A 21033-nucleotide genomic window follows, 5' to 3' on the forward strand; every position below is an offset into this window, starting at 1 on the left:
TCGGACCCGTCGGTCACGGTTTCGGGAGTGCCGAGCCGGTCCCGGATCACTGGCTGCAGCTCGCCCAACGCGTCCCGGGAGTAGATCCGCGCGGAGAAGCCCTTCGGCAGCCCGAACATCTCGAACCCGGTGATCTTCGGGTCCATCTCCTCCAGCCACGTCTCGAACAACTCACGCGACGCCGGCAGACCCGCGCTCACCGCACCAGCGTCGGCGCTGCCGCTCGTTCCCCCTCCGGCACCCGCGTCGTCGTCACCACCTGCGGAACGCTTCCACCACGGCATCTTCTGTCTCGTCCTCTCGGTGCTCTGGTTACGTACTCGAACTTAGCCTGTGGGGGTGCCCGTTCCTACCCAGACCTCCCACTCGATGCCCGCCTCCCGCATCCGGCGCTGTGCCGCGGCGCTCGGTTCGTCGCTGAGGATGTAGATGATCGTCCACTCCCGCTCGCGAATCATCTCCGCGTCCTTCTGGATCTGTGCGGTGCTCGGGTTGCCGCCGGACTTGAGCTCGTAGGCGATACCGTTGGACTCGTCGACGTAGTCGTAGTTGCGTGTCCGGCCGTTCTCCAGCTGCACCTTTGTGTTGCGGCGCCAGCCGTCATCAACACGGAAGCCATGGTCGTCCCAGAAGGCCTGCTCGTAGGCCTCGCCCTTGCGCTGTCGGCCCCAGTTGCTGATCGTGTTGTTGTGCCAGCGCTCCCAGCTCCACGGAGTGGTGCCAGCCTTATCATGCCGGTCGATGTACTCCTGCCAGCGCTGATAGAGGTGCTCGCGGGTGCCGACCGGGTAGGCGGCATCCACGTCGATGTCGTCCAGGTCTGCATAGCTCGGCTCGGGGCTGTTGCGCAGTGACTCGCCCGGGCTGTCGTACTCGTACCGTCGGGGGTTGTCCGCGCTGCCACCGACCAGAGGTCGGTTCTTGCCCGGGAGATCGCCCGGTCCAGGGCCTCGCGGTGTGGGCGTGGGCGGTTGATCCCGCTTGAGGAGACGGTCGAGGAAGTCGGTGATCTTGCGCTTCATTGACGCCGGGAGCTGGTCGAGCAGCTTGCGGCCCACACGGCCGAACGCTCCTCCCGGGATGAGAGCGGAGACAGCGGTGAAGGCCCCTTCCATCGCAAGCCGCTTCACGAGCTCCTGGCCGTCGATCTTGCCCTCGCCCCAGTCGGCGACGGTGTCGACCATGTCTCCGGCGCCGATGAGAGCGGCACCGCCTCCCATGAGCGCGATGGCCACCCCCGCGCCGGGCACTCCGGCCAGCGCCCCGATCCCGGTCAAGCTGGCGACGACAGACAGGATCAGCAGCACGGCACCGATGACGACGAGCACCCAGCCGACGACCTTCAGGATGACGGCGACGACGCGCAGGATGATGACGTTGTCCTTGATCCACTCGCGGACGTCGGCGAGGTTCTCGTCGATCCACGCGCCCAGGTCGGCCGTCAGGTTCTCCCACCAGGCCGCCATCGCCTCCCAGGCCTTGGAGACCTCCTCGGCGAGGGTGTCCCAGGCATCGGAGATCTTCCCGGCGAGCCACTCCGCGCCGTCCTTGATGCCGCCGAGGACGTCGCCGCCCAGCTTCTTCAGGCCACCGACCGACAGCAGCGGCGGCTCCTCCTCCGGAGGCTCCGGGGATTGCTCGGGCACGAACTCGGTAGGCGGGGGCGTGCTCGTCGTGCCCCCCGTCAGAGCGCTGATCGAGGTGTCCGCAGGGGTCGGTGGCTGCTCGTCGACGCCGAGGTCGCGGTCGGCCAGCTGGTCCAGCAGCGCGCCGGAGTAGGGCAGCCCGGCCAGCTCTTCGGCTTCCCGCTCGCGCCGCCGCAGGGCGGGGACCACCCGGGTGTCGAGCTCGTCCTGCACCCCCAGGACGGCGTTGAGGTTGTGACTGGGCACCCCGAGCCGGGCGAACTCCGCGCGCAGCGACCTGATCTGGGTCTCCACCGACCGGACGACCCGGTCCAGGTCGCCGTTGGCGCCGTGCAACCCACGGTGGTCGATGTGGACCTCGGTGCCCATCAGAGACCCCACTCGCGGCGCAGCTCTCGCGCGCGCTCCGGGCTGACCTCGCGCGGTAGCCCGTCCCTGACCGAGGCGACGTCGTCGACCAGCCGATCCAACGGACCGTAGAGACCGCTTCGTGCCGGGTCGAGATGCTGATCGCGGAAGCGACGGGCGGCAGGTCCTCGCCACGCGTCCCCGTCGCCGACTGCGGTGAGCGGTGCCGACATACCGGGCACCCGACCGGTCGCCTCCTGGACCCGTCGCACCAGGTCGTCCAGCTCCGCCCGCAGCGGGTTGCCGACCGGCTCCTCCGGCTCGCTCATCGTCTGATCCCCTTGCCCCGATCGTGATCCCTGCGCCCGGCGATCACCCTGCCATGCCGCCCCCACTGGCACAAGCACCGCGCAGCCGGTGCAGACGACCGGGCTCCCGGCGGCTCCACGGTGACCGACGCGGTATGCGGCAGGATGGTCCCATGGACGACGACCGGCTCCGGTGGGGTGATCTGGGAGCTCCTGGCTCCCAGATGGGGGTGGGGGAGCCCCCGTTCGGCTACCGCATCCAGGTGCCTCCCGGCTGGAAGGTGCTCCGCTCCGGTGAGCAGATGGCCGCGGACGTGGAGAAGGCGTGCACCACCACTCCCGGCTGGTCCAACCTGGACCCGGCCCACCAGGTCTCCCTCCGCCAGCTGCTCACCAGCGTGGCGACGCAGGCCGCCCTCGCCGGCGCCGCCCTCACCGCCGTGGACGCGGGGTACGACCGCGAGACCCGCGAGCTGCTCATGGGGTCGCTGACCCTGGCCTGGGTCCGCACCGCACCGATCGAGGCCGACACGGCACTGGCCGAAATCATGGCGGAGGGGGGACGTGAGGTGCGCCAGTTCCCCGGCGCCCACTCCGTCGCCGTCCTGTCCGCGGGCGTCAGCGACACCGGACGGCCGATGATCGAGGGCACCGGCTCCACCGCCTACACGATCCAGGCCTACGTCCCGACGCCCGGCACCACCTGGATGGCCATGGTCACCGGCACGACCCCGCAGGAGCGGATGGCCCCGCTGATGGAGAAGGCCGCCGAACGGATGGCCCGCACCCTCGTGCTCGCTCAGCGCGAGGGTGACGAGCCCGGCGGTGAGGAGCGGACAGGCTAGGTGCACCCGACGCATACCATCGAGGTATGCCCGCCCGCCCGCGCCTGCAGGACCGCCTCCTGACGATCCTCACCACGCTCGCGGCGGTCGTCATCTTCGTCGCGGGGATGTCCCGCGGCAACACCCGGGTCGCCGTGATCGGCGCGGCGTTCTTCCTCGGCTACGGCGTGCTGCACGCGGTCACCCGGCGGCTCGAGCCGGCCGCGCGGCTGCTCACCGGCAGCGAGGCGGACCGCGCCGAAGCGATGGCGCAGTTCCGCGCGACCAGGCTCGCGGGGCAGGGGGCGCTGCTCATCGCGCTGGTCGGCGTCATCCTGGACCTCACGCTGCAGTGGCCGCCCGGGCTGTGGGTGGCCGGCACCGCGCTCGGGGTGCTGGCGATCTTCGTCGGCGGGCTGTGGGGCTTCAGCCGCGGCCTGCGCGCGCGCTGAGCGTCACCGCGTCAGCGTCAGCGCGTCGAGCACCCGGCGGGCCAGCTCCTCGTCGCCGCTCACGTGGTATGCCGTCTGCCCGGTGGGCGTGCGGCCGGCGGTGCGGCGGGCCAGCGCGTGGGTGGACATCGCGATCGTGGTCGTCGGCGAGGACCCCACGCCCGAATCGGACTCGGTGACCGGCACGTCGTCCTCCTCCTCGGCCGCCGAGTGGCCGGTGAAGAGCTCGTGCGCGACCGGCTCACCGGCCTCGTCGACGTCGACCCGCACACCGGCCCGCCCGGTCACCGGGCCGGTGCTCTCGACGATGACCACCGTCCCCGGCTCCGGCGCCACGCGGCGCAGCACGACGCGCGGCACGGCGTCGAGCACCATCGCGGTCCACTGCGCGGCCCCGTCGCCGTCGAGCGACCCGGGGCGTCCCACCGCCTCCCGGATGTCCTGCTCGTGGGTCCAGATGTCGCACAGCCGCAGCCGCACCAGGTCGACGAAGCGCGCCTCCTGGTCACGGATCGAGCGGACCGTCGACTCCAGCTCCAGGTCCGGGGCATACAGGTCCGCCGTGCGGATCTCGACGAGGGAGCGGAGCTCGGCCAGCAGCTGCTCGGGGGAGAGGGCGGCCCGCGAGCGCAGCCCCTGCTCCATCCAGACACCGAGGTCGTTGCGCACGTGCTCGGGCGTGCCGACCTCGATCGTCTCCTCGACGACGGGCTGGGCGGAGCCGGAGAGGTAGTCCTCGACGTGCACGACGTGCGCCACGTGGTCGCGGACGCTCCACCCGGGGCAGTCGGTGGGCAGCTCCCACTCGGCCTCGCGCAGCCCGTCGCAGACGTTGACCAGGGACAGCAGCACCTGGCGGTATGCCTCGACGAAGCCGGGCACGTCGGCGGGCGGGGCGGGGTGGACGACCATATGGCCAGCCTAACGAGGCGACCTACCATGGAGGTATGCCCGTGCCCCCTGCCGCGACCCCAGCGGCACTGCGCTGGACGGTCCCCGTCACCACGGTCCTGACCGCGCTCGTCGTCGCGGTCCCGGCCGCCGCGCTGAGCGGGGCGGCGGCGCCGCTGGTCATCGGCGACGCCGGGCCGCTCGTGCGCTGGGGGATGGTTGTCGTCGAGACGGTCCACCACCTGGCCGCGGCGCTCACCATCGGCCTGCTCGTGGTCGCGGCCTTCCTGGTGCGGGAGGGCCGGGAGACCGACCGGCGCCGCACCGCCGCCCGCGTCGCCGCCCTGGCCGCGCTGCTCTGGGCCACCTGCGCCGCGGCGATCCTCGTCGTCGGCTTCGGCGACCTGGCGGGCATACCGCCGAGCACACCGGGCTACCTGTCCGACCTCACCGCCAACCTCTGGGGCCTGGAGCCGCTCCGGTTACGGCTGATCGAGGTGCTCCTCGTCGCGCTGCTCGTGCCGCTGGCCGCGGCGGCGCGGACCCGGGGCGCGCTCGCCTGGTCCGCGGCGCTCGCGCTGGCCGCCCTGGTGCCGCAGGCCTACGGCGGCCACGCCAGCGGCACCGACGGTCACGAGACGGCCGTCACCGCGCTGCTGCTGCACCTGGGCGGGATGACCGTCTGGGTCGGCGGGCTCATGGCGCTGGGCCTGCTGCTGCCCGTCCTCGGCTCGGCCCTACCGGAGACGCTGCGTCGCTACTCCGCGCTGGCCACCTGGTCGTTCGTCGCGATCGGCTTCTCCGGTGTCCTCTTCGCGCTGCTCACCGCGGACGACCTCGGCGACCTCACCACCGCCTACTGGGCCGTGATCTGGGCCAAGGTGGTGCTGCTGGGTGTGCTCGGGGCCTTCGGGGTGCTCCAGCGACGGGCGATCATCGCCCGCGGCGCCGACCGGCCCTGGCTCTTCGCCGCGCTCGCCGCGAGCGAGCTCGCCGTCATGGCCGCCGCCGTCGCGCTGGGGACCGTGCTGTCCCGGACGCCCCCGCCGGAGGTCGAGTCCTCCGCGGCGACGGACACCGCGGTCTACGCCCTCACCGGCTACCCCATGCCGCCGCCCTACGCCCCGGCCCGGCTGCTGGACGTGTGGCAGGTCAACTGGCTCTTCCTGCTCGTCGCGCTGCTCGCGGTGGGTCTGTATGCCGTCGGCTGCGTCCGCCTCTGGCGGCGCGGTGACCGGTGGCCCTGGTGGCGGCTGCTCGTGTGGGTGCTCGGCTGGGCGGTCTTCGGCTACGCGACCAACGGCGCTCCAGGGGTCTACGGCCGGGTGATGTTCTCCCAGCACATGGTCATGCACATGACGCTCATGATGGCGGTGCCGATCTTCCTGGTGCCCGCTCAGGCGATCACGCTGGCTTACCGCGTGCTGCCGGCGCGCAAGGACCGCACGCTCGGGCCGCGCGAGGTGCTCACCGCCGTGGTCCACTCCCGGTGGGCCGCCTTCGTCGCCAACCCGCTGGTCGCCGGGGTCATCTTCTTCGTCAGCCTCATCGCCTTCTACTGGACCGGGCTGTTCGAGCTCGCCCTGACCACGCACACCGGTCACGTGCTCATGGTGGCCCACTTCACCCTCACCGGCTTCGCCTTCGTCTGGTCGCTCGTCGGGCAGGACCCGGGCCCGCCGCGGTGGGCGCCGCCGTTGCGGATCATGGTGCTGCTGGGGACCCTGGCCGCGCACGCCTTCTTCGGGCTGGCACTGATGCAGGGCACCTGGCTGCTCGCGCCCGGCTTCTTCAAGACGATCGAGGTGCCCTGGGTCGAGGACCTGCTCGTCGACCAGCAGCTGGGCGGCACCATCGCCTGGGGCGTGGGAGAGCTGCCGACGGTGGTGCTCGTGCTCATGGTCATGGTCGACTGGATGCGCAGCGACGACCGGGAGACCCGACGCTCGGACCGGCGGGCCGAGCGCGACGACGACGCCGAGCTGGCCGCCTACAACGCGCGGCTCCAGCGGCTGGCGGAGAGGAGCAGCAGGTGAAGGTCGCGATCATCCAGCTCGGGTATGCCGAGGGTGCCGACGAGAGCGTCGAGGCCCGGGCGCAGCGGGTCGCCGGTCTGGTGCGCTCGGCCGGCGCCGGCCACGACCTGGTGCTGCTGCCCGAGCTGTGGAGCGCCGGCGGCTTCGCCTCGACGGAGTGGGAGGAGCGCAGCCAGGACCTCTCCGGGCTGGAGCGCGGCGAGCTGCCGCCGGCCCTGGTGCCCGTCGCCGAGGCGACGCGCGAGATCGGTGCGGTCGTGCATACCGGGTCCGTGGTGGAGCGGACCGTTGAGCCGGGCGAGGAGGGGCGCCACCTGTGGAACACCTCGGTCGTGCTCGACCCGCGCGGCGAGGTGTGCGCGACCTACCGCAAGATCCACCGCTTCGGCTTCGGCGGCGGCGAGCCGAAGCTCATGGAGGCCGGCGGCGAGGTGGTCGTCACCGACCTGCCGGCCCCGGCGGACGGGCTGAGGATCGGGCTGTCGACCTGTTACGACCTGCGCTTCCCCGAGCTCTACCGCGCCCAGCTGGACCGCGGCGCCGAGGTCTTCGTCATCCCCTCGGCATGGCCGATGGCGCGGGTCGAGCACTGGCGGCTGCTGCTGCGGGCGCGCGCGGTCGAGGACCAGTGCTTCGTCGTCGCCGCCAACACCGCCGGGACGCACGCCGGGGTCGAGATGGGCGGCCACAGCGCGGTCGTCGACCCCGCAGGTTCCGTGCTCGCCGAGGCTGGGGCAGAGGAGGAGACGCTCTCGATCGAGATCGACGCCTCGCAGGTGGGGCGGGTGCGTGAGGCCTTCCCCGTGCTCTCCGACCGCCGTCTGTGAGGGCCGCCGGTTAGGCTGGCCCCAGGCACATCGAAAGGATCACTCATGGGCATCGGCCTCGGAATCTTCCTGCTCGCCGTCGGCGCCATCCTGTCGTTCGCGGTGGGCGACCTGACGAGCGTCGTCGACCTCCCGACCGTCGGCTACATCCTCATGGCCGCCGGTGTGCTCTCGCTGCTGCTGGGGCTGGTGATGAACACCCAGCGCAACAACACCACGCACCGCGAGATCATCGAGCGCAACAACCGTGGTGAGACCCGCTACCGCGACCGCGACGGCTACTGAGCGCCGGGGCGCCGCCGACCGCTTCGCCCGGGCCCGCGCCCGGGTCTACGCCGCCCTCCCGGGGCTGCTCCGTCGGTGGGTCCCGGAGACCGCGATCGGCTTCGCCGCGATCAGCAGCTTCACGTATGCCGTCGACCTGACGCTGCTCGCGGTCCTCTTCGACGTCCTGCGCTGGCCCTACCCGCTCGCGGTGACCACGGGCTACGTCGTCGCCTTCGGGCTCGCCTTCGTGCTCAACCGCTGGCTCAACTTCCAGAGCCACGGCCCGGTGGGCCGCCAGACCGGGCGCTACGTCCTGACCGTCGTCGCCAACTACCTGCTCTTCATCCTCGCGCTGTCCACGACCCTGGAGTGGGTGGGCGTGCAGTTCCTTGCCGCGCGGCTGATCGCCGGTGCGTGCGAGGCGGTCTTCATGTATCTCATGATGCGCAGCTTCGTCTTCCGGCTGAAGCGCTACACCTGAGACGCTCCGCTCTGGCGGCGCGACCGGGCGGATCGTGCGAGAGTGCACCAGGACGGGGATGTCGGCGCGCGCGGGCTCAGAAGGCGGCCTCCGGCAGGTCCATCACGGACGCCACCTGACCGTCATCGGCGGCGGTGACGGTGCGGCGGTCGGCGCCCAGGCGCGGGAGCACCTCGGTGGCGAAGAAGCGGGCCGCGGCGACCTTGCCCTGCAGGAAGGCCTGGCCGTCGTCGTCGGCGGCGCTCACCCCGCTGACGCCGCGCTCGCCGGAGTCCAGCAGCCGCTGGGCGGCCTCCGCCTCGCGCAGCAGCAGCCAGCCGATCAGCAGGTCACCGGTGGCGAGCAGCAGGCGGGTGGTGCCCAGGCCGACGGCATACACCGCCTCGGGCCGGGTCTGGCTCTCCACCGCCCTCGCGGTGAGGAACTCCACCATCTCGTTGACCTCGCCGAGCCCGCGCAGCACCGCGCCCCGGATGTCGCCGAGGCCGTCGTCGACCTGCGCCGAGGCGGTCTGCTGCACCTGCGCCGCGACGTGGCCGAGGGCCTGACCGCGGTCGCGCAGGATCTTGCGGAAGAAGAAGTCCTGCCCCTGGATCGCGGTGGTGCCCTCGTAGAGGCTGTCGATCTTGGCGTCGCGGACGTACTGCTCGATGGGGTAGTCCTGCAGGAAGCCGGAGCCGCCCAGGGTCTGCAGCGACTCGGTGCCGAGCAGCGTGAAGGCGCGCTCACTGCCGCAGCCTTTCACCAGCGGCAGCAGCAGGTCGTTGACCCGAGCGGCCAGCCCGACGTCGGGGCCGTCGCCGGTGTCCTCGCCCTGGTCCTGCGCGGCGTGGACCTGGTCCTGGACGCTCGCGGTGTAGAGCATGAGCGCCCGCAGCCCCTCGGAGTAGGACTTCTGCAGCAGCAGCGAGCGGCGCACGTCGGGGTGGTGGGTGATCGTCACCCGCGGGGCGGTCTTGTCCGCCATCTGCGTCAGGATGGCGCCCTGGACCCGCTCCTTGGCATAGGCGAGGGCCGCCTGGTAGCCGGCCGAGAGCGTGGCGATCGCCTTCGTGCCGACGAGCATCCGGGCATACTCGATGATCCGGAACATCTGCGCGATGCCGTCGTGGACCTCGCCGAGGAGGTAGCCGACGGCCGGGCGGTCCGGGTCCTCGCCGAAGGAGACCTCGCAGGTCGTCGAGACCTTGAGGCCCATCTTGTGCTCGAGGCCCGTGACCCGGACCCCGTTGCGCTCGCCGAGCTCACCGGTCTCGAGGTCGGTGACGTGCCGGTCGGTGAGGATGAACAGCGAGAGCCCCTTGGTGCCCGGGCCGGCGCCCTCCGGGCGGGCCAGGGCGAAGTGGACGACGTTGTCGTAGAACGGCGCGACGCCGCTGGTGATGAAGCGCTTGGTGCCGGTCAGGTGCCAGGTGCCGTCGCCGGCCTTGACCGCCCTGGTCCGGCCCGCGCCGACGTCGGAGCCGGCGTCGGGCTCGGTGAGCATCATGGTCGCGCCCCACGCCTTGTCGACCATGAGCTGCGCGAGCTGCTGCTGCTGGGGGGTGCCGAGGCGGTGGAGGACGTTGGCGAAGGTGTAGCCCGCGGCGAACATCTTGACCGCCGGGTTGGCGCCCATGACCAGCTCGGACATGGCCCAGGTCAGGCTCGGGGGAGCGGGCGTACCGCCCAGCCCCTCCTCGATCTCCAGCCGCCAGAACTCGTTCTCCACCCACGTCTGGTAGGACCGGACGAAGCTCTCCGGCATGCTGACCTCGCCGGTGGCCGGGTCGAAGACGGGTGGGGTCCGGTCGGACTCGGTGAAGGACGCCGCGATCGGGCCCTCGGCGAGCTCGGCGACCTGCGCCAGCGCCGCGCGGGCGGTCTCGACGTCGATCTCCTCGTAGGGCGCCCGGCCCAGGACGTCCTGGCGGCCGAGGACGTCGAAGAGGACGAACTCCGCGTCCCGGACGTTGCTGCGGTAGTGGCCCACGCTGGCTCCTCAGGTGTGCGGTCCTGACCTCTGGTCAGGTATGCGGTACCGACGGTACGCCGTATCTGGCGTCAGTCTATACCGGCCCCTCGGCTCCCTACCCGCGGGTAACCGCTCGCGCCCTGCAGACCGTGCGGTCGGTGCGTGCTTGGCCGTGCGGTCGGTCAGGCGAGGGTGGTGAGCTGCTCGGTGACGGCGCGCTCGAGGCAGTCGGCGGTGTCGGTCCAGGAGGCGGCGGCGCCGTAGGTCGCCGAGAGGTCGACGACGCGGAGCCCGGCGAGCCGCGCCGCGGGGGCGTCCTCGCGCACCACGCCCGCGACGACGATGACAGGTATGCCGTAGGGCTCGGCCTCGTCGACCACCCCGCCGACGACCTTGCCGTTGAACGACTCGGCGTCCAGGGCGCCCTCGCCGGTGACGATCGCGTCGGCCCGCGCGACCGCGTCGGCCAGCCCGACCTGCTCGGCCACCAGCCGGAGCCCCGGCACCAGGGAGCCGCCCAGCACGAGCAGCCCGCCCCCGAGGCCGCCGGCCGCACCCGCGCCAGGAGTGGTCGACACGTCGACGCCGAACTCCTCGACATACCTGCCCTGCAGCTCGAAGAGGCGCCCGGTGAGCTCGACGACCTGGTCGCCGCTGGCACCCTTCTGCGGCCCGAAGACCTGAGCGGCCTCGACGAAGGGGGTCTGCACGTCGCACGCCGCGAGCAGCTCCACCCCGCGCTCGGCCGGCGTCTGCCCGTCGAGCACGGCCCGCGCCGCCTCGACCGCCCCGCGCCCGCCGTCACTCATCGCCGACCCCCCGAGGCCCACGACCACCCGCATCGCACCCTCGAGCACGGCCTGCGCGACGAGCTCGCCGGTGCCGGCGCTGGTCGCGCCCACGGGGTCGTTGCCCTCCTTGCCGCCGGCCAGCACCAGCCCGCTGGCCGACGCGGACTCGATGACCGCCACGCCGTCGTCCCCCAGCCGCCACTGCGCCTCGACCGGCGTGCCCAGCGGTCCGGTCACGGTGCTGGTCCGGTTGGCCCCGCCGAAGGCGTCGAGCATGCCCTCACCGCCGTCGGCCATCGGCATACCGATGACGTCCCATCCCGCCCCCTGCGCCCCGGCGCGCGCGGCGGCGACGACCTCGGGAGCGGTCAGCGACCCGCGGAACTTGTCCGGCGCGATCAGCACGACGGGGCGGGCGGGGGTGTCGGCGGCGGTGCTCACAGCCCTGACCCTAGGGCAAGGATTGGCGCGGGCGTGTGCGGATGCACGATGATGGCGCGCATGACGACGTCGACGAAGACTCGCTCGCTCATCGCCGCGCTGGCCGCGACCGCACTGCTCGCCGGCTGCAACGCCGGGGCCGGCAGCAGCTCGGACACCGGGTCGCCGGAGGAGGGGGAGTCCGCCGGGTCCGGTGACGGCGGCGAGGACACCGCCGCGGCCCCGGAGCCCGGTGGCTCGGACGAGACGGTCCGTATCGGCCTCGTCGCCGAGCCGGCCAGCCTCGACTTCACCACGACCGGAGGGGCGGCGATTCCTCAGGTCATGATGGACAACGTCTACGAGACCTTGGTGCAGATCGACGGGGAGAGCGCGGAGATCGTGCCGGGACTCGCGACGGAGTGGGAGGTCAGCGAGGACCGGCTGACCTACACCTTCAGGCTCGAGGAGGGCGTCACCTTCTCCGACGGCAGCGAGTTCACCGCCGAGGACGCGAAGTTCTCGATCGAGCGGGTCTCCTCCGACGCCTGGACCAACGGGCTCAAGGCCAAGTTCGACGTCGTGGAGTCGGTCGAGGCGGTCGACGACACCACGCTGGAGGTCACGCTCACCCGCCCCAGCAACCAGTTCCTCTACAACCTGACGACCCTCGTCGGGGCGATGTTCGACACCGAGGGGGTCGACAACCTCGCCGAGGAGGCGATCGGCACCGGTCCCTACGTCTTCGAGAACTGGGACCGCGGCTCGCAGATCACGCTGGAGCGCAACCCCGACTACCACGGCGATGCGCCCTACTTCGCCTCCGTCGAGATGCGCTACTTCGACGACGCCAACGCGCTCAACAACGCGATGCTCACCGACTCGATCGATGTCGTGTCGACGGTGCAGGCCCCGGAGTCGCTGGCCGAGTTCGAGGGTGGCGACTTCCAGATCGTCGAGGGGACCACCAACGGCGAGGTCGTGCTGTCGATGAACCAGGAGGAGGGCAACCCGCTGGCCGACGTCGAGCTGCGGCGGGCGGTCCGGCACGCCATCGACCACCAGGCCCTCATGGACACCTGCTGGGCCGGGCGCGGCGAGCTCATCGGCTCGATGGTCCCGGTCACCGACCCGTGGTACGAGGACCGCACCGGCGACTACCCCTTCGACCTCGAGGAGGCGCAGCGGCTCATCTCCGAGGCCGGCGCCGAGGGCACCGAGCTGCGGCTGCGCATACCGTCGCTGCCGTATGCCGTCTCCTGCGGCACGGTAGTCGAGTCCATGCTCGAGGACGCCGGGCTGGAGGTGACCGTCGACGAGCTGGAGTTCCCCGCGGCCTGGCTGGAGACCGTCTTCACCAACAAGGACTACGACATGTCGATCGTGTCGCACGTCGAGGGGCGTGACATGTCTGCCGTGTTCGGCAACCCGGACTACTACACGACCTACGGAACGGAGGAGGTCCAGACCCTCTTCGAGGAGGCCGACGCCGGCACCGAGGAGGAGCAGACCGCGAAGCTGCAGGAGGCCGCCGCGCTGATCAGCGAGGAGGCCGCCGCCGACTTCCTCTTCCTGCTGCCCAACCTCATGGTCGCCGACCCGGACATCACCGGCCTGCCGACCAACGCGATCCGGGAGTCCTTCGACCTGGGCGACCTCGCGCGGGAGTGACGGCGCCCGGGGCTTTCGGCGCCTCGGCCCGACCTGGGCAACCTTGTGCACCGGATACGCCGTCGAGACGGGCGCATCTGGTGCACAACCTCGCGCAGGTCCGAGACGTGCGGCACAACCTTGCCCAGGTCGAGGTATGCCTGTCGCCGGGTCCGTGCCCGCGTCACCCTCTAGGGTGCTGAGCCATGCTCCTGCGCCTGCTGCACCGCGCGCTGGTCCTCGTGGCCAGCGTGCTGGCGGCGTCGGTGCTGGTCTTCGGCTTCATGCGGGTGCTGCCGGGTGACCCGGCGCGGGTGGCGCTCGGGATCAACGCCTCGGACGAGGCCGTCGCCAGGTTGCGCGAGCAGTTCGGGCTGGACCGGCCGCTCGTGGTGCAGTACCTCGACTGGATGCGCGGCCTGGTCACCCTCGACCCGGGCATCGAGTTCGTCTCCAAGGCGGCGATCGGCCCGCAGATCGCCGACCGGCTGCAGGTCACCCTCATCCTCGTCGTCACGGCCATGGTCCTGGCCATGCTCGTCGCCGTCCCGGTCGGCATCTGGATGGCGGTGCGCCACCGCCACCTCGACGGGCTCCTCATGTCGGCGCTGTCCCAGGTCGGCGTCGCGATCCCGGCCTTCCTCGCCGGCATCGTGCTCATCTCGGTCTTCGCGGTGCGGCTGCGCTGGGTGCCGAGCGGCGGCTGGGTCGTGCCGTCGCAGGACCCGGTGGGCTTCCTGCAGCGGATCGTCCTCCCGTCGGTCGCGCTCGCGATGGTGCAGGCGGCGGTGCTGGCGCGGTATGTCCGCTCCGCCGTCCTCGACGTGCTGCGGGAGGACTACCTGCGCACCGCCCGGGCCAAGGGGCTGCGCCCGGTGCAGGCGCTGTGGCGGCACGGTCTGCGCAACGCCGCGGTGCCGGTGGTCACCGTGCTCGGCCTGCAGCTCGCGACCCTGCTCATTGGCGCGGTCGTCATCGAGCAGGTCTTCGTCATCCCGGGCCTGGGGTCGCTGCTGCTGGACTCGGTCGCCGACCGCGAGCTCCTCACCGTGCAGACCGTCGTCATGGTCCTCGTGGTGGCCACGCTGCTCATCAACTTCCTCGTCGACGCGCTCTACCTCGTCATCGACCCACGGCTGCGGACGGGGTCGCGATGAGCGAGATCCAGGGCGCGGCCGCGCAGGGGCTCGAGGCGCAGGCTCCCGCGGGCGGCTCGGCCGGGCGCCGGCTCAACCCCTCGCTGCTCCTCGGCGGGGGTCTCGTCGCCGTGGTCGTCGTGCTCGCGCTCGTCTCCTACGTCTGGACGCCGTATGTGCCGATGCGGGTCCTCCCGGTCGAGGCCTACCAGACGCCCAACGCCGAGCACTGGCTCGGCACCGACCGCTACCGCCGCGACGTCTTCACCCAGATCCTCGTCGGGGCACGCACGACCCTGTATGTCGGCTTCGTCGCCGTCGGCGTCGCGGCGCTCGTCGGGGTGCCGCTCGGCATCCTGGCCGCGATGTCGCCCGGCTGGCTCGGGCAGCTCGTGATGCGCTCCAACGACGTGCTGCTGGCGTTTCCCGCGCTGCTGCTGGCGATCATGTTCGCGGCGCTCTACGGCGGCTCGACGCGGGTGGCGATGATCGCCATCGGCATCGCGACGATCCCGGCCTTCGCCCGCATCACCCGCTCCGGCGCGCTCGGGGTGATGAAGACCGAGTACGTCGTCGCCGCCCGGGCCGCGGGTCGCTCGCCGCTGGGGATCGCGGTGCGCCACGTCATACCCAACGTGGCGGGGCTGGTCATTGTGCAGGCGTCGGTCTCCTTCGCCATCGCGATCCTCGCCGAAGCGGCGCTGGCCTACCTCGGCCTGGGCACGCCGACCGGGCAGGCGAGCTGGGGGCGGATGCTCTACGAGGCGCAGACCACGTTGCGCACTGCGCCGCACCTGGCGCTCATCCCCGGCGCGGCGATCGCGCTGTCGGTGCTCGGCTTCAACCTCTTCGGCGACGGGCTGCGGGACTGGCTGGACCCGAAGCTGGAGGGTCGGTGACAGGATCAGAAAAGTAAAGACTTCGTCAATTCTCGCAAGCGTTGTAGACCTCGATTGGGGGGGGGGAGGTACTGTCCTTGGTATCGAGAGTCTCCGGCGCAAGTGCGCGGCAGAGGCGGTAAGCGAGGGAGGACGGCATGAAAACACGTACAGGACTGTGTGCATTCGTTGCTGGTACGGGCCTGATGTTTGCAGGCGCCATGCCGGCGTTCGCGGCGGTAACCGAGGACGGCGTGTACAACTGCGCGGCCTACCCTGCGGTCCAATTTCGAATCCAGGGGGGTGGCGTCGTCTTGGGGCCGGGAGATGGGACGGCGACCAGGTACACCGCATCCTCGTCAACTTGGCGATCAGGCGACAATCGTGGACCAGGTGGATTTTGGTCCGTCACGGGAAACACCACTGTTGATCTTGCCTATACACGCGGCGTTTGCCGAAACTTTGGGTGACCAGCAAGTCGGCGAGGGGAGTCACCTTTGTTGGGCAGGCAACATCTCACAAGCTTCGTCGCACTGGTCGTCGGCGCAGCGCTCGCGTCCCTTGGAGCCTGTTCGTCGGTTGACGCCATCGGCTCGGCCGTCTCCACCGAGGCATCGAGCAGTGAGGCAGGGGATGTGCCAAGGCAGGAGTTTGTAGGGAACCCACGTGACTATCAAACGTCATTGGCAAAGTGCTTCAGCGACCGAGGGTTTCCCAGTGAGGTGGTGGTGACGGAGCAGGGGGATCTGGCGGTCGATAGTGCGGGCGTCAATCAGCAAACAATGCGGGACTACCTAGAAGTCGACCAGATCTGCACAGAGACGCTGCCTCCCCCCCCGGAGCCGCGCTCTGATAGTGATCTTGCGAGATATTACACGTCGTGGTCCACCCAGCATGAATGTCTCACCCAAGCAGGTTACGATATTCCAAGCCTTCCTACTCTGCAAACTTTCACTGCTACATTCCGGAGCGGTGAGCTTGCGTCGTCGCCAGTGAGTTTGGTTGAGGGTCCACAGCAGTCGGGGGCTGCCAAGCTTTGCCCCCCGGACAATGACCATTGGTGGTGAACCGGCGTCGCGGGACCAACCTTGGCTCAGGAAACAAACCGCACAAGAACGGAAGGTGTGAATGAGATGAAGATGTCAAGAGGAGCTGTCAGTGCTACAGTAGCGATGATTCTAGCGCTGGCGCTCAGCGGAAATCCCGCCATAGCTTACGAGACCAAGCGGGTGAGTGGAAAAATCAGTGGGTGCGGCGGCTACTCTGCCCCGTATGCGAGTGCCTACTCCATCGGCCAGATGATACATGTCAAGCCTGGTGGTAGTAAGAGCCAGGCAACGCGGTACACCAACCCGAGTTGGGCATATAGGGGCCTCTACGGTCCCGGTGGTGAGTGGTCAGTAGATGCGAACTCCAGCTCCAGTTGGATCGAGACCACACGTAGTGGCGGCTATTGTCGCAATCTCTGATGAGGAGAGCCAGGCCCGCAGAGGCGTCCAGTTGTGTGGCATTAGTGTCCGCTGTTTTTCTGCTAAGTGGGTGTAATCCAACTGGCGACACGGATACGGCGGACTCTGTAGCTACAGAGGAATTCAAGAATTTTGACCAGCAGGTGCGTGCATACTATGAGAAGCAAGCGGCGTGCTTGACTGAGGCTGGATTTCCAACAACAATCAATGCCGATGGGAGTATTACGATTTCGGGTATCGACTTCGAGCGCGATGCTCAGGTGGTCCGGCGGTGCGATGACGTATCGGGTGAACATCCTGAGTTGCCTACGCCAAGCGAGGAGGGCCTGAGCGAATTCTATGCTCGGTTGCTCGATGTCCATGAGTGTCTTGAAGCAAATGGCCTGTCATCAGTCCAGCCTCCGAGTGAGCAAGTTTTCATCGAAAGCTATCTGGCGAGCCTTCAAGGCGGATCTAGCGATGCGCCGTGGCATCCGTATGCAGAGTTTTCCAGCGAGGTCGAGAAAAAATGTCCCGCCCCTCTCCTCGAAGACGTGTACCTCGAGTAGTCCAGGCCAAGTTCCGGAGGGGATTCACTTCATCTTTGTGCACCATATCCCCGACCGAGGGCGGCTGGTGTGAGCCCAAGTTGCAGCAAACACAGCCCCGATTTCATGGGGACCCTGCCAAGCCACCGTCGACACAGTTGACGCCATAGTTGGCGTCGTGAAGTCGTAGGTAGGCGCTGGCATGGAGGGGCGAGAGAGCTTTGCCGGTTCTTGTGGCTCAGATGGGATGATGGACTCATGACGGATGAGGTGACGAAAGCCCCACGCAAACTGGGCGTCGTGGTGCTGTTATTGGTGCTCGTGGTTGGCTCCGTTGCCGGCACGTGGGTGTCGCTTCGAGTAACGCTGCTGACGGAATCAGCTGCAGATGCCTCGTCGGCGGCCGGTGAAGAGGTGTGGGGCGAGGTAGTGAGGGGGTCGGTTGGGCGGTCGTTGCCGTTGTCGACCACGGTGCGGCAGCCGGTGGGGGTGGTGGCGGTGAACGGGTTGTCGGGGGTGGTGACCTCGTCGTCGCCGGGCCGGGTGGAGTCTGGTGGTGTGGTGTACGTGGTGGGGCGGACACCGGTGCGGGTGGTGCAGGCGCAGCAACCGTTCTGGCGGGAGCTGTCGCGGGGTGTGCGCGGTGAGGACGTGGTCGCGTTGCAGGAGCTGCTCATCGCCGGGGGGTACCTGGATGCTGAGGCCGATGGTGACTTCGGTCAGGGCACGGAGGATGCGGTGGAGGCGTGGCAGGAGGAGCAGGGGTTGCCGGAGTCTGGGGTGGTGGGCCTGGGGGAGCTGGTCGCGGTGCCGGACCTGCCGGCGACGGTCACGGTCGGTGAGGCGATCAGGGTGGGGGGTCAGGTGTCGGGTGGTGAGGACGCGGTGCTGGCGCCGACGGGGGAGCGGGACTTCGTGCTGGTGGTGACCGCGGAGCAGGCGAGGTTGATACCGGCGGAGACCACGGTCGAGATGACGTTTGAGGACCAGCAGTGGACGGGGGTGATCGCCGGGTCCACCGTGGATGACACAGGTTCGACGGTGTTCGAGCTGACCGCGCCGGGCGGTGGGCCGGTCTGCGGAGAAGACTGCGGGGTGCTGCCGGGGGATGAGCAGGTGACGGTGCGCTCGGAGGTGGTGGTGGTGCCGCGGGTGGAGGGGTTGAGTGTGCCGGCGGCGGCGGTGCGGACCCGCGCGAATGGCAGCGCGTTCGTGTTGACTGAGGACGGGCAGGTCGAGGTGGTGGTGGCCGGTTCGGGGCAGGGTGTCGCGATCGTGGAAGGTGAGGGGCTCGTAGAAGGGTTGCGGGTGCTGGTGGCCGGGGACCCGGTGCAGGCACCGGGTGATGGTGGCGATGAGACCGGGGGAGGGTGAGGCGTGCTGGCCCTGGAGGGGGTGTCGTTCGCCTACGCGAAAGGTGGCGAGGAGTTGTTCGGGGGGTTGTCCCACGTGTTCACCCCGGGGGTGGTGACGGCGGTGACGGGGCCGTCGGGGCGGGGGAAGTCGACGTTGTTGTACGTGCTGGGATTGATGCTGACCCCGACCAGCGGGCGGGTGCTGCTGGGCGGTGAGGCGGTCTCGGCCGCGCCGGATGCGGTGCGTGCGCGGGTGCGGGCGCACCGGATCGGGTTCGTGTTCCAGGACGCGGCGTTGGACCCGACCCGGACCGTGCTGGACTCCGTCATCGAGCCTGCGTTGTATGCCGGGTGGCGCCTGGGCGATGCCCGGGCCGCGGGTCGGGGTTGCTCGAGCAGATGGGGGTCTCGGCGCGGGCGGGTCACCGGCCGGGAGAGATCAGCGGTGGGCAGGCGCAACGGGTCGCGGTGTGCCGTGCCCTGGTGACGGACCCGGTGCTCGTGCTGGCCGATGAGCCGACGGGCAACCTGGACCGGGACAACGCCGCCGGGGTGCTGGCCGCGCTGTCTGCAGCCGCCGGCGGCGCCGACCAGGCCGCAGAGAGTGCCGATAACGGGGCAGGCTCGGGCCCCGACAGGGGGACTCCCGAGGGGCGGACGGTGGTGATCGCCACGCACGACCCGTTCGTGCTGGACCATGCCGATGAGGTGCTCGCGCTGTGAGGTGGGTGCTGGTGGTGCGGGAGGCGGCCGCGACGGCGTGGGCGTCCAAGGTCCCCTCGGCGCTGGTCGGGTTGCTGGTCGCGGTGATGTGCGCAGCGACGATCGCGACCGTGGGGCGCACCGCCGCCGCGGAGCAACAACTCACTGACCGGTTGGACGAGGCCGGGTCGCGGGTCCTGGCCGTTGCCGACGCCCGCGGCGAGGGTCTGCTGCCGGCGACAGTGGTGGACCAGGCGAGCACCCTGTCGACGGTCGAGCGTGGGGTGGGCACCCTGATCCCAGTCGATGTCGTCAACGGGGTCATCGGGCAGGGCGGGATCCGGGTGCCCGCGTGGGGTGTGCACGGTGATTTGGCCGCGGTCGCCGACCTGCAGGCCGGGCGTTGGCCAGGCCCGGGCGAGGCGATCGTCACCGACACCGCGATGACACAGCTCGGGATGGCCGACCCGTTCGGGTGGGTCGCGTTGGCCTCGACCAGCGAGGTCGACGACTGGTCGGTGGTCGGGACGTTCACCCCCAGGGACCCGTTCGGTGACTACGCCGCTGGGGTGCTGTACGTCGCGCCCAGCCACCAGCCGATGGACACCCTGCAGGTCGTGCTGACCGACGCATCGGCCGCGCAGGCCACCCAGGCCAGTGTCCTGGCCCTGGTCGACCCGCCCACCCCGGACGCGGTCACCATCACCTCCCCCGTCTCCCTGGCCGACCTGCAGGACCAGGTCACCGGCGACCTCGCCGCATTCGGTGCGACCTTGCTGCTCGGGGTGCTCGGCGGCGGTGCCCTGCTCGTGGCGATCGTCGTCCTGGCCGACGTCCTCGTCCGCCGCAAGGACCTCGGCCGCCGCCGCGCCCTGGGCGCCACCAGGGCCACCATCATCACCCTCGTCATCGGCCGCACCCTCGCCCCCGCCATACTCGGCGCCGCCCTCGGGGTCGCAGCAGGCCTGGCCCTGGCCGCCCGCATCGGCCCGGACACCATCCCCCCGGCCGACTTCACCACCGGCACCGCCACCCTCGCCCTCATCGCCGCCACCACCGCCGCCATACCACCCGCCCTCTACGCCGCCACCCGAGACCCCGTCCGCATCCTCCGCACCCCATGAGGGCTATACACCAACAATACACGCGACGTGTATCATGCGTGCATGAGCAGGGTGAGGACCAATATCGAGATCGACGACACCTACGTCGAGACGATCATGGATCGCTACGGGGTGAGGACGAAGACCCACGCCGTCGACCTGGCGCTGCGGCACCTGGCCGGGCAGCCGATGTCGAGGCAGGAGGCGCTCGCCATGCGCGGGGCTCGCGCTATCGAGGAGGTCCCGGACGACCTCCCGCCGCAAGGCGTCGCGTGATCCTGGCGGACACCTCGGCCTGGGTCGAGTACGACCGGGCAACAGGAAGTCCCGTCGATGAGCGGATGGCCGAGCTGATCGCCTCCGGATCATCGCTCGCCGTCACCGAGCCGGTCATGATGGAGGTGCTGGCCAGGGCCCGGACCGCGGACCGCGAGGACGACCTGCGCCGGCTCCTCCTCAGCGTCACGTTGCTGCCTGTCGAGCCGGTTGCCGACTTCGACGCGGCGGCGCGGATCTACCGGCGCTGTCGGGAGTCGGGGGTCACGCCACGAGGGCTGCTGGACTGTCTCATCGCTGCTGTCGGGTGGCGACACGGGGCTTCGCTGCTCGCCCACGACGTCGACCTCGACCGCGTCGCAGGAGTCGTGGGTCTGCCGCTCGACGACGCCTCGCTCCGCGCCTGAGCCATGACCTTCCCCCAGATCGCACTCTTCGCCATCTTCGGCGCGGTCATGGTGCTGCTCGTGTCGGTGCCGATGCTGCTCGTGGCGTGGCCGCTCCAGGGGTAGCACCGTGGGTAGGGCGCGAGTAGCATAGGGGTATGAAGGTGAGTATCAGCCTGAGCGCCGAGGACCTCGGGGCCCTGGACAGGTATGCCCGCCAGGCCGGCCTGGCTCCCGCTCGGCAGCCGTCCAGGCTGCCATCCGACGGCTGCCCGACGCCGAGATCGAGAACGACTACGCCCAGGC

22 protein-coding genes are annotated in these 21033 nt (G+C 70.2%); 16 read left to right on the plus strand and 6 right to left on the minus strand.

Annotated features, from left to right (window positions below):
- The 3 genes from BJF80_RS01035 to BJF80_RS01045 form a co-directional block, all read right to left on the minus strand.
- Positions 1 to 200, minus strand: a 200-nt coding sequence (locus tag BJF80_RS01035) for a hypothetical protein (protein WP_143553925.1), incomplete at its 3' end; no start/stop codon positions are given.
- Positions 201 to 326: 126 nt separating this feature from the next.
- Positions 327 to 2015: a hypothetical protein gene (locus tag BJF80_RS01040; RefSeq protein ID WP_075810892.1), complete on the minus strand. Its 1689-nt coding sequence runs from the start codon at positions 2013 to 2015 to the stop codon at positions 327 to 329.
- A complete protein-coding gene (locus tag BJF80_RS01045) occupies positions 2015 to 2323 on the minus strand; it encodes a hypothetical protein (RefSeq protein ID WP_075810893.1) in 309 nt (102 codons plus the stop codon). Before BJF80_RS01045 ends, BJF80_RS01040 begins: the two co-directional genes overlap by 1 nt.
- Before the next feature lie 152 nt (positions 2324 to 2475).
- Between BJF80_RS01045 and BJF80_RS01050 the strand changes: the two genes are divergently transcribed.
- Together BJF80_RS01050 and BJF80_RS01055 are read left to right on the plus strand one after the other, a co-directional pair.
- On the plus strand, positions 2476 to 3147 hold the full coding sequence (locus BJF80_RS01050; protein WP_075810894.1) for a hypothetical protein: 672 nt from the start codon (positions 2476 to 2478) through the stop codon (positions 3145 to 3147).
- Between the two features lie 26 nt (positions 3148 to 3173).
- Positions 3174 to 3578 carry a hypothetical protein gene (locus BJF80_RS01055; protein ID WP_075810895.1) on the plus strand — a complete coding sequence of 135 codons (405 nt, stop codon included), beginning with the start codon at positions 3174 to 3176 and terminating at the stop codon, positions 3576 to 3578.
- A 3-nt stretch (positions 3579 to 3581) separates the two neighbouring features.
- Here BJF80_RS01055 and BJF80_RS01060 read toward each other — a convergent pair whose 3' ends face one another.
- Complete coding sequence (locus tag BJF80_RS01060; RefSeq protein ID WP_022926050.1) at positions 3582 to 4490, minus strand: maleylpyruvate isomerase family mycothiol-dependent enzyme; 909 nt, start codon at positions 4488 to 4490, stop codon at positions 3582 to 3584.
- Positions 4491 to 4525: 35 nt separating this feature from the next.
- Between BJF80_RS01060 and BJF80_RS01065 the strand changes: the two genes are divergently transcribed.
- Genes BJF80_RS01065 through BJF80_RS01080 form a run of 4 tightly spaced genes read left to right on the plus strand, consistent with a single transcriptional unit; the run spans position 4526 to position 8080 of the window.
- Positions 4526 to 6505 carry a bifunctional copper resistance protein CopD/cytochrome c oxidase assembly protein gene (locus BJF80_RS01065; RefSeq protein WP_075810896.1) on the plus strand — a complete coding sequence of 660 codons (1980 nt, stop codon included), beginning with the start codon at positions 4526 to 4528 and terminating at the stop codon, positions 6503 to 6505.
- On the plus strand, positions 6502 to 7332 hold the full coding sequence (locus tag BJF80_RS01070) for a carbon-nitrogen family hydrolase (protein ID WP_075810897.1): 831 nt from the start codon (positions 6502 to 6504) through the stop codon (positions 7330 to 7332). Before BJF80_RS01065 ends, BJF80_RS01070 begins: the two co-directional genes overlap by 4 nt.
- Before the next feature lie 45 nt (positions 7333 to 7377).
- Positions 7378 to 7617, plus strand: coding sequence for a DUF6458 family protein (locus BJF80_RS01075; RefSeq protein WP_022926047.1), 240 nt, complete (start codon positions 7378 to 7380; stop codon positions 7615 to 7617).
- Entirely contained in the window at positions 7583 to 8080 is a 498-nt protein-coding gene (locus BJF80_RS01080) for a GtrA family protein (protein WP_075810969.1), read from the plus strand. Before BJF80_RS01075 ends, BJF80_RS01080 begins: the two co-directional genes overlap by 35 nt.
- A 76-nt stretch (positions 8081 to 8156) precedes the next feature.
- Here BJF80_RS01080 and BJF80_RS01085 read toward each other — a convergent pair whose 3' ends face one another.
- A complete protein-coding gene (locus BJF80_RS01085) occupies positions 8157 to 10052 on the minus strand; it encodes an acyl-CoA dehydrogenase (protein ID WP_075810898.1) in 1896 nt (631 codons plus the stop codon).
- A 164-nt stretch (positions 10053 to 10216) separates the two neighbouring features.
- The gene (locus tag BJF80_RS01090) at positions 10217 to 11266 is read right to left on the minus strand and encodes a glycerate kinase family protein (RefSeq protein ID WP_075810899.1); all 1050 of its coding nucleotides are present in this window, start codon (positions 11264 to 11266) and stop codon (positions 10217 to 10219) included.
- A gap of 60 nt (positions 11267 to 11326) precedes the next feature.
- Here BJF80_RS01090 and BJF80_RS01095 point away from each other — a divergent pair, with 60 nt between their 5' ends.
- The 10 genes from BJF80_RS01095 (at position 11327) to vapC (ending at position 20748) form a co-directional block, all read left to right on the plus strand.
- Positions 11327 to 12916, plus strand: coding sequence for an ABC transporter substrate-binding protein (locus BJF80_RS01095; protein ID WP_075810900.1), 1590 nt, complete (start codon positions 11327 to 11329; stop codon positions 12914 to 12916).
- A gap of 185 nt (positions 12917 to 13101) precedes the next feature.
- Complete coding sequence (locus BJF80_RS01100) at positions 13102 to 14052, plus strand: ABC transporter permease (protein WP_075810901.1); 951 nt, start codon at positions 13102 to 13104, stop codon at positions 14050 to 14052.
- Positions 14049 to 14930, plus strand: a complete 882-nt coding sequence (locus BJF80_RS01105; RefSeq protein WP_187344339.1) for an ABC transporter permease — start codon at positions 14049 to 14051, stop codon at positions 14928 to 14930. Before BJF80_RS01100 ends, BJF80_RS01105 begins: the two co-directional genes overlap by 4 nt.
- 1483 nt (positions 14931 to 16413) lie before the next feature.
- Complete coding sequence (locus tag BJF80_RS18050) at positions 16414 to 16926, plus strand: hypothetical protein (RefSeq protein ID WP_143553926.1); 513 nt, start codon at positions 16414 to 16416, stop codon at positions 16924 to 16926.
- Between the two features lie 237 nt (positions 16927 to 17163).
- Entirely contained in the window at positions 17164 to 18279 is a 1116-nt protein-coding gene (locus tag BJF80_RS01110) for a peptidoglycan-binding domain-containing protein (protein ID WP_075810902.1), read from the plus strand.
- A 102-nt stretch (positions 18280 to 18381) separates the two neighbouring features.
- Complete coding sequence (locus BJF80_RS20965) at positions 18382 to 18747, plus strand: ATP-binding cassette domain-containing protein (RefSeq protein WP_321166329.1); 366 nt, start codon at positions 18382 to 18384, stop codon at positions 18745 to 18747.
- On the plus strand, positions 18648 to 18983 hold the full coding sequence (locus BJF80_RS20970) for an ATP-binding cassette domain-containing protein (protein WP_321166328.1): 336 nt from the start codon (positions 18648 to 18650) through the stop codon (positions 18981 to 18983). The genes BJF80_RS20965 and BJF80_RS20970 overlap by 100 nt, the downstream gene beginning before the upstream one ends.
- Positions 18980 to 20086, plus strand: coding sequence for an FtsX-like permease family protein (locus tag BJF80_RS01120; RefSeq protein WP_075810903.1), 1107 nt, complete (start codon positions 18980 to 18982; stop codon positions 20084 to 20086). Before BJF80_RS20970 ends, BJF80_RS01120 begins: the two co-directional genes overlap by 4 nt.
- A 42-nt stretch (positions 20087 to 20128) precedes the next feature.
- Entirely contained in the window at positions 20129 to 20341 is a 213-nt protein-coding gene (locus BJF80_RS01125; RefSeq protein WP_083652891.1) for a type II toxin-antitoxin system VapB family antitoxin, read from the plus strand.
- A complete protein-coding gene (vapC, locus tag BJF80_RS01130; RefSeq protein WP_075810905.1) occupies positions 20338 to 20748 on the plus strand; it encodes a type II toxin-antitoxin system VapC family toxin in 411 nt (136 codons plus the stop codon). The genes BJF80_RS01125 and vapC overlap by 4 nt, the downstream gene beginning before the upstream one ends.
- The last annotated feature ends 285 nt before the right edge of the window (positions 20749 to 21033 follow it).

The organism is Serinicoccus sp. CUA-874 (genome assembly GCF_001942225.1).
GTDB classification, from domain to species: Bacteria; Actinomycetota; Actinomycetes; order Actinomycetales; family Dermatophilaceae; genus Ornithinicoccus; species Ornithinicoccus marinus.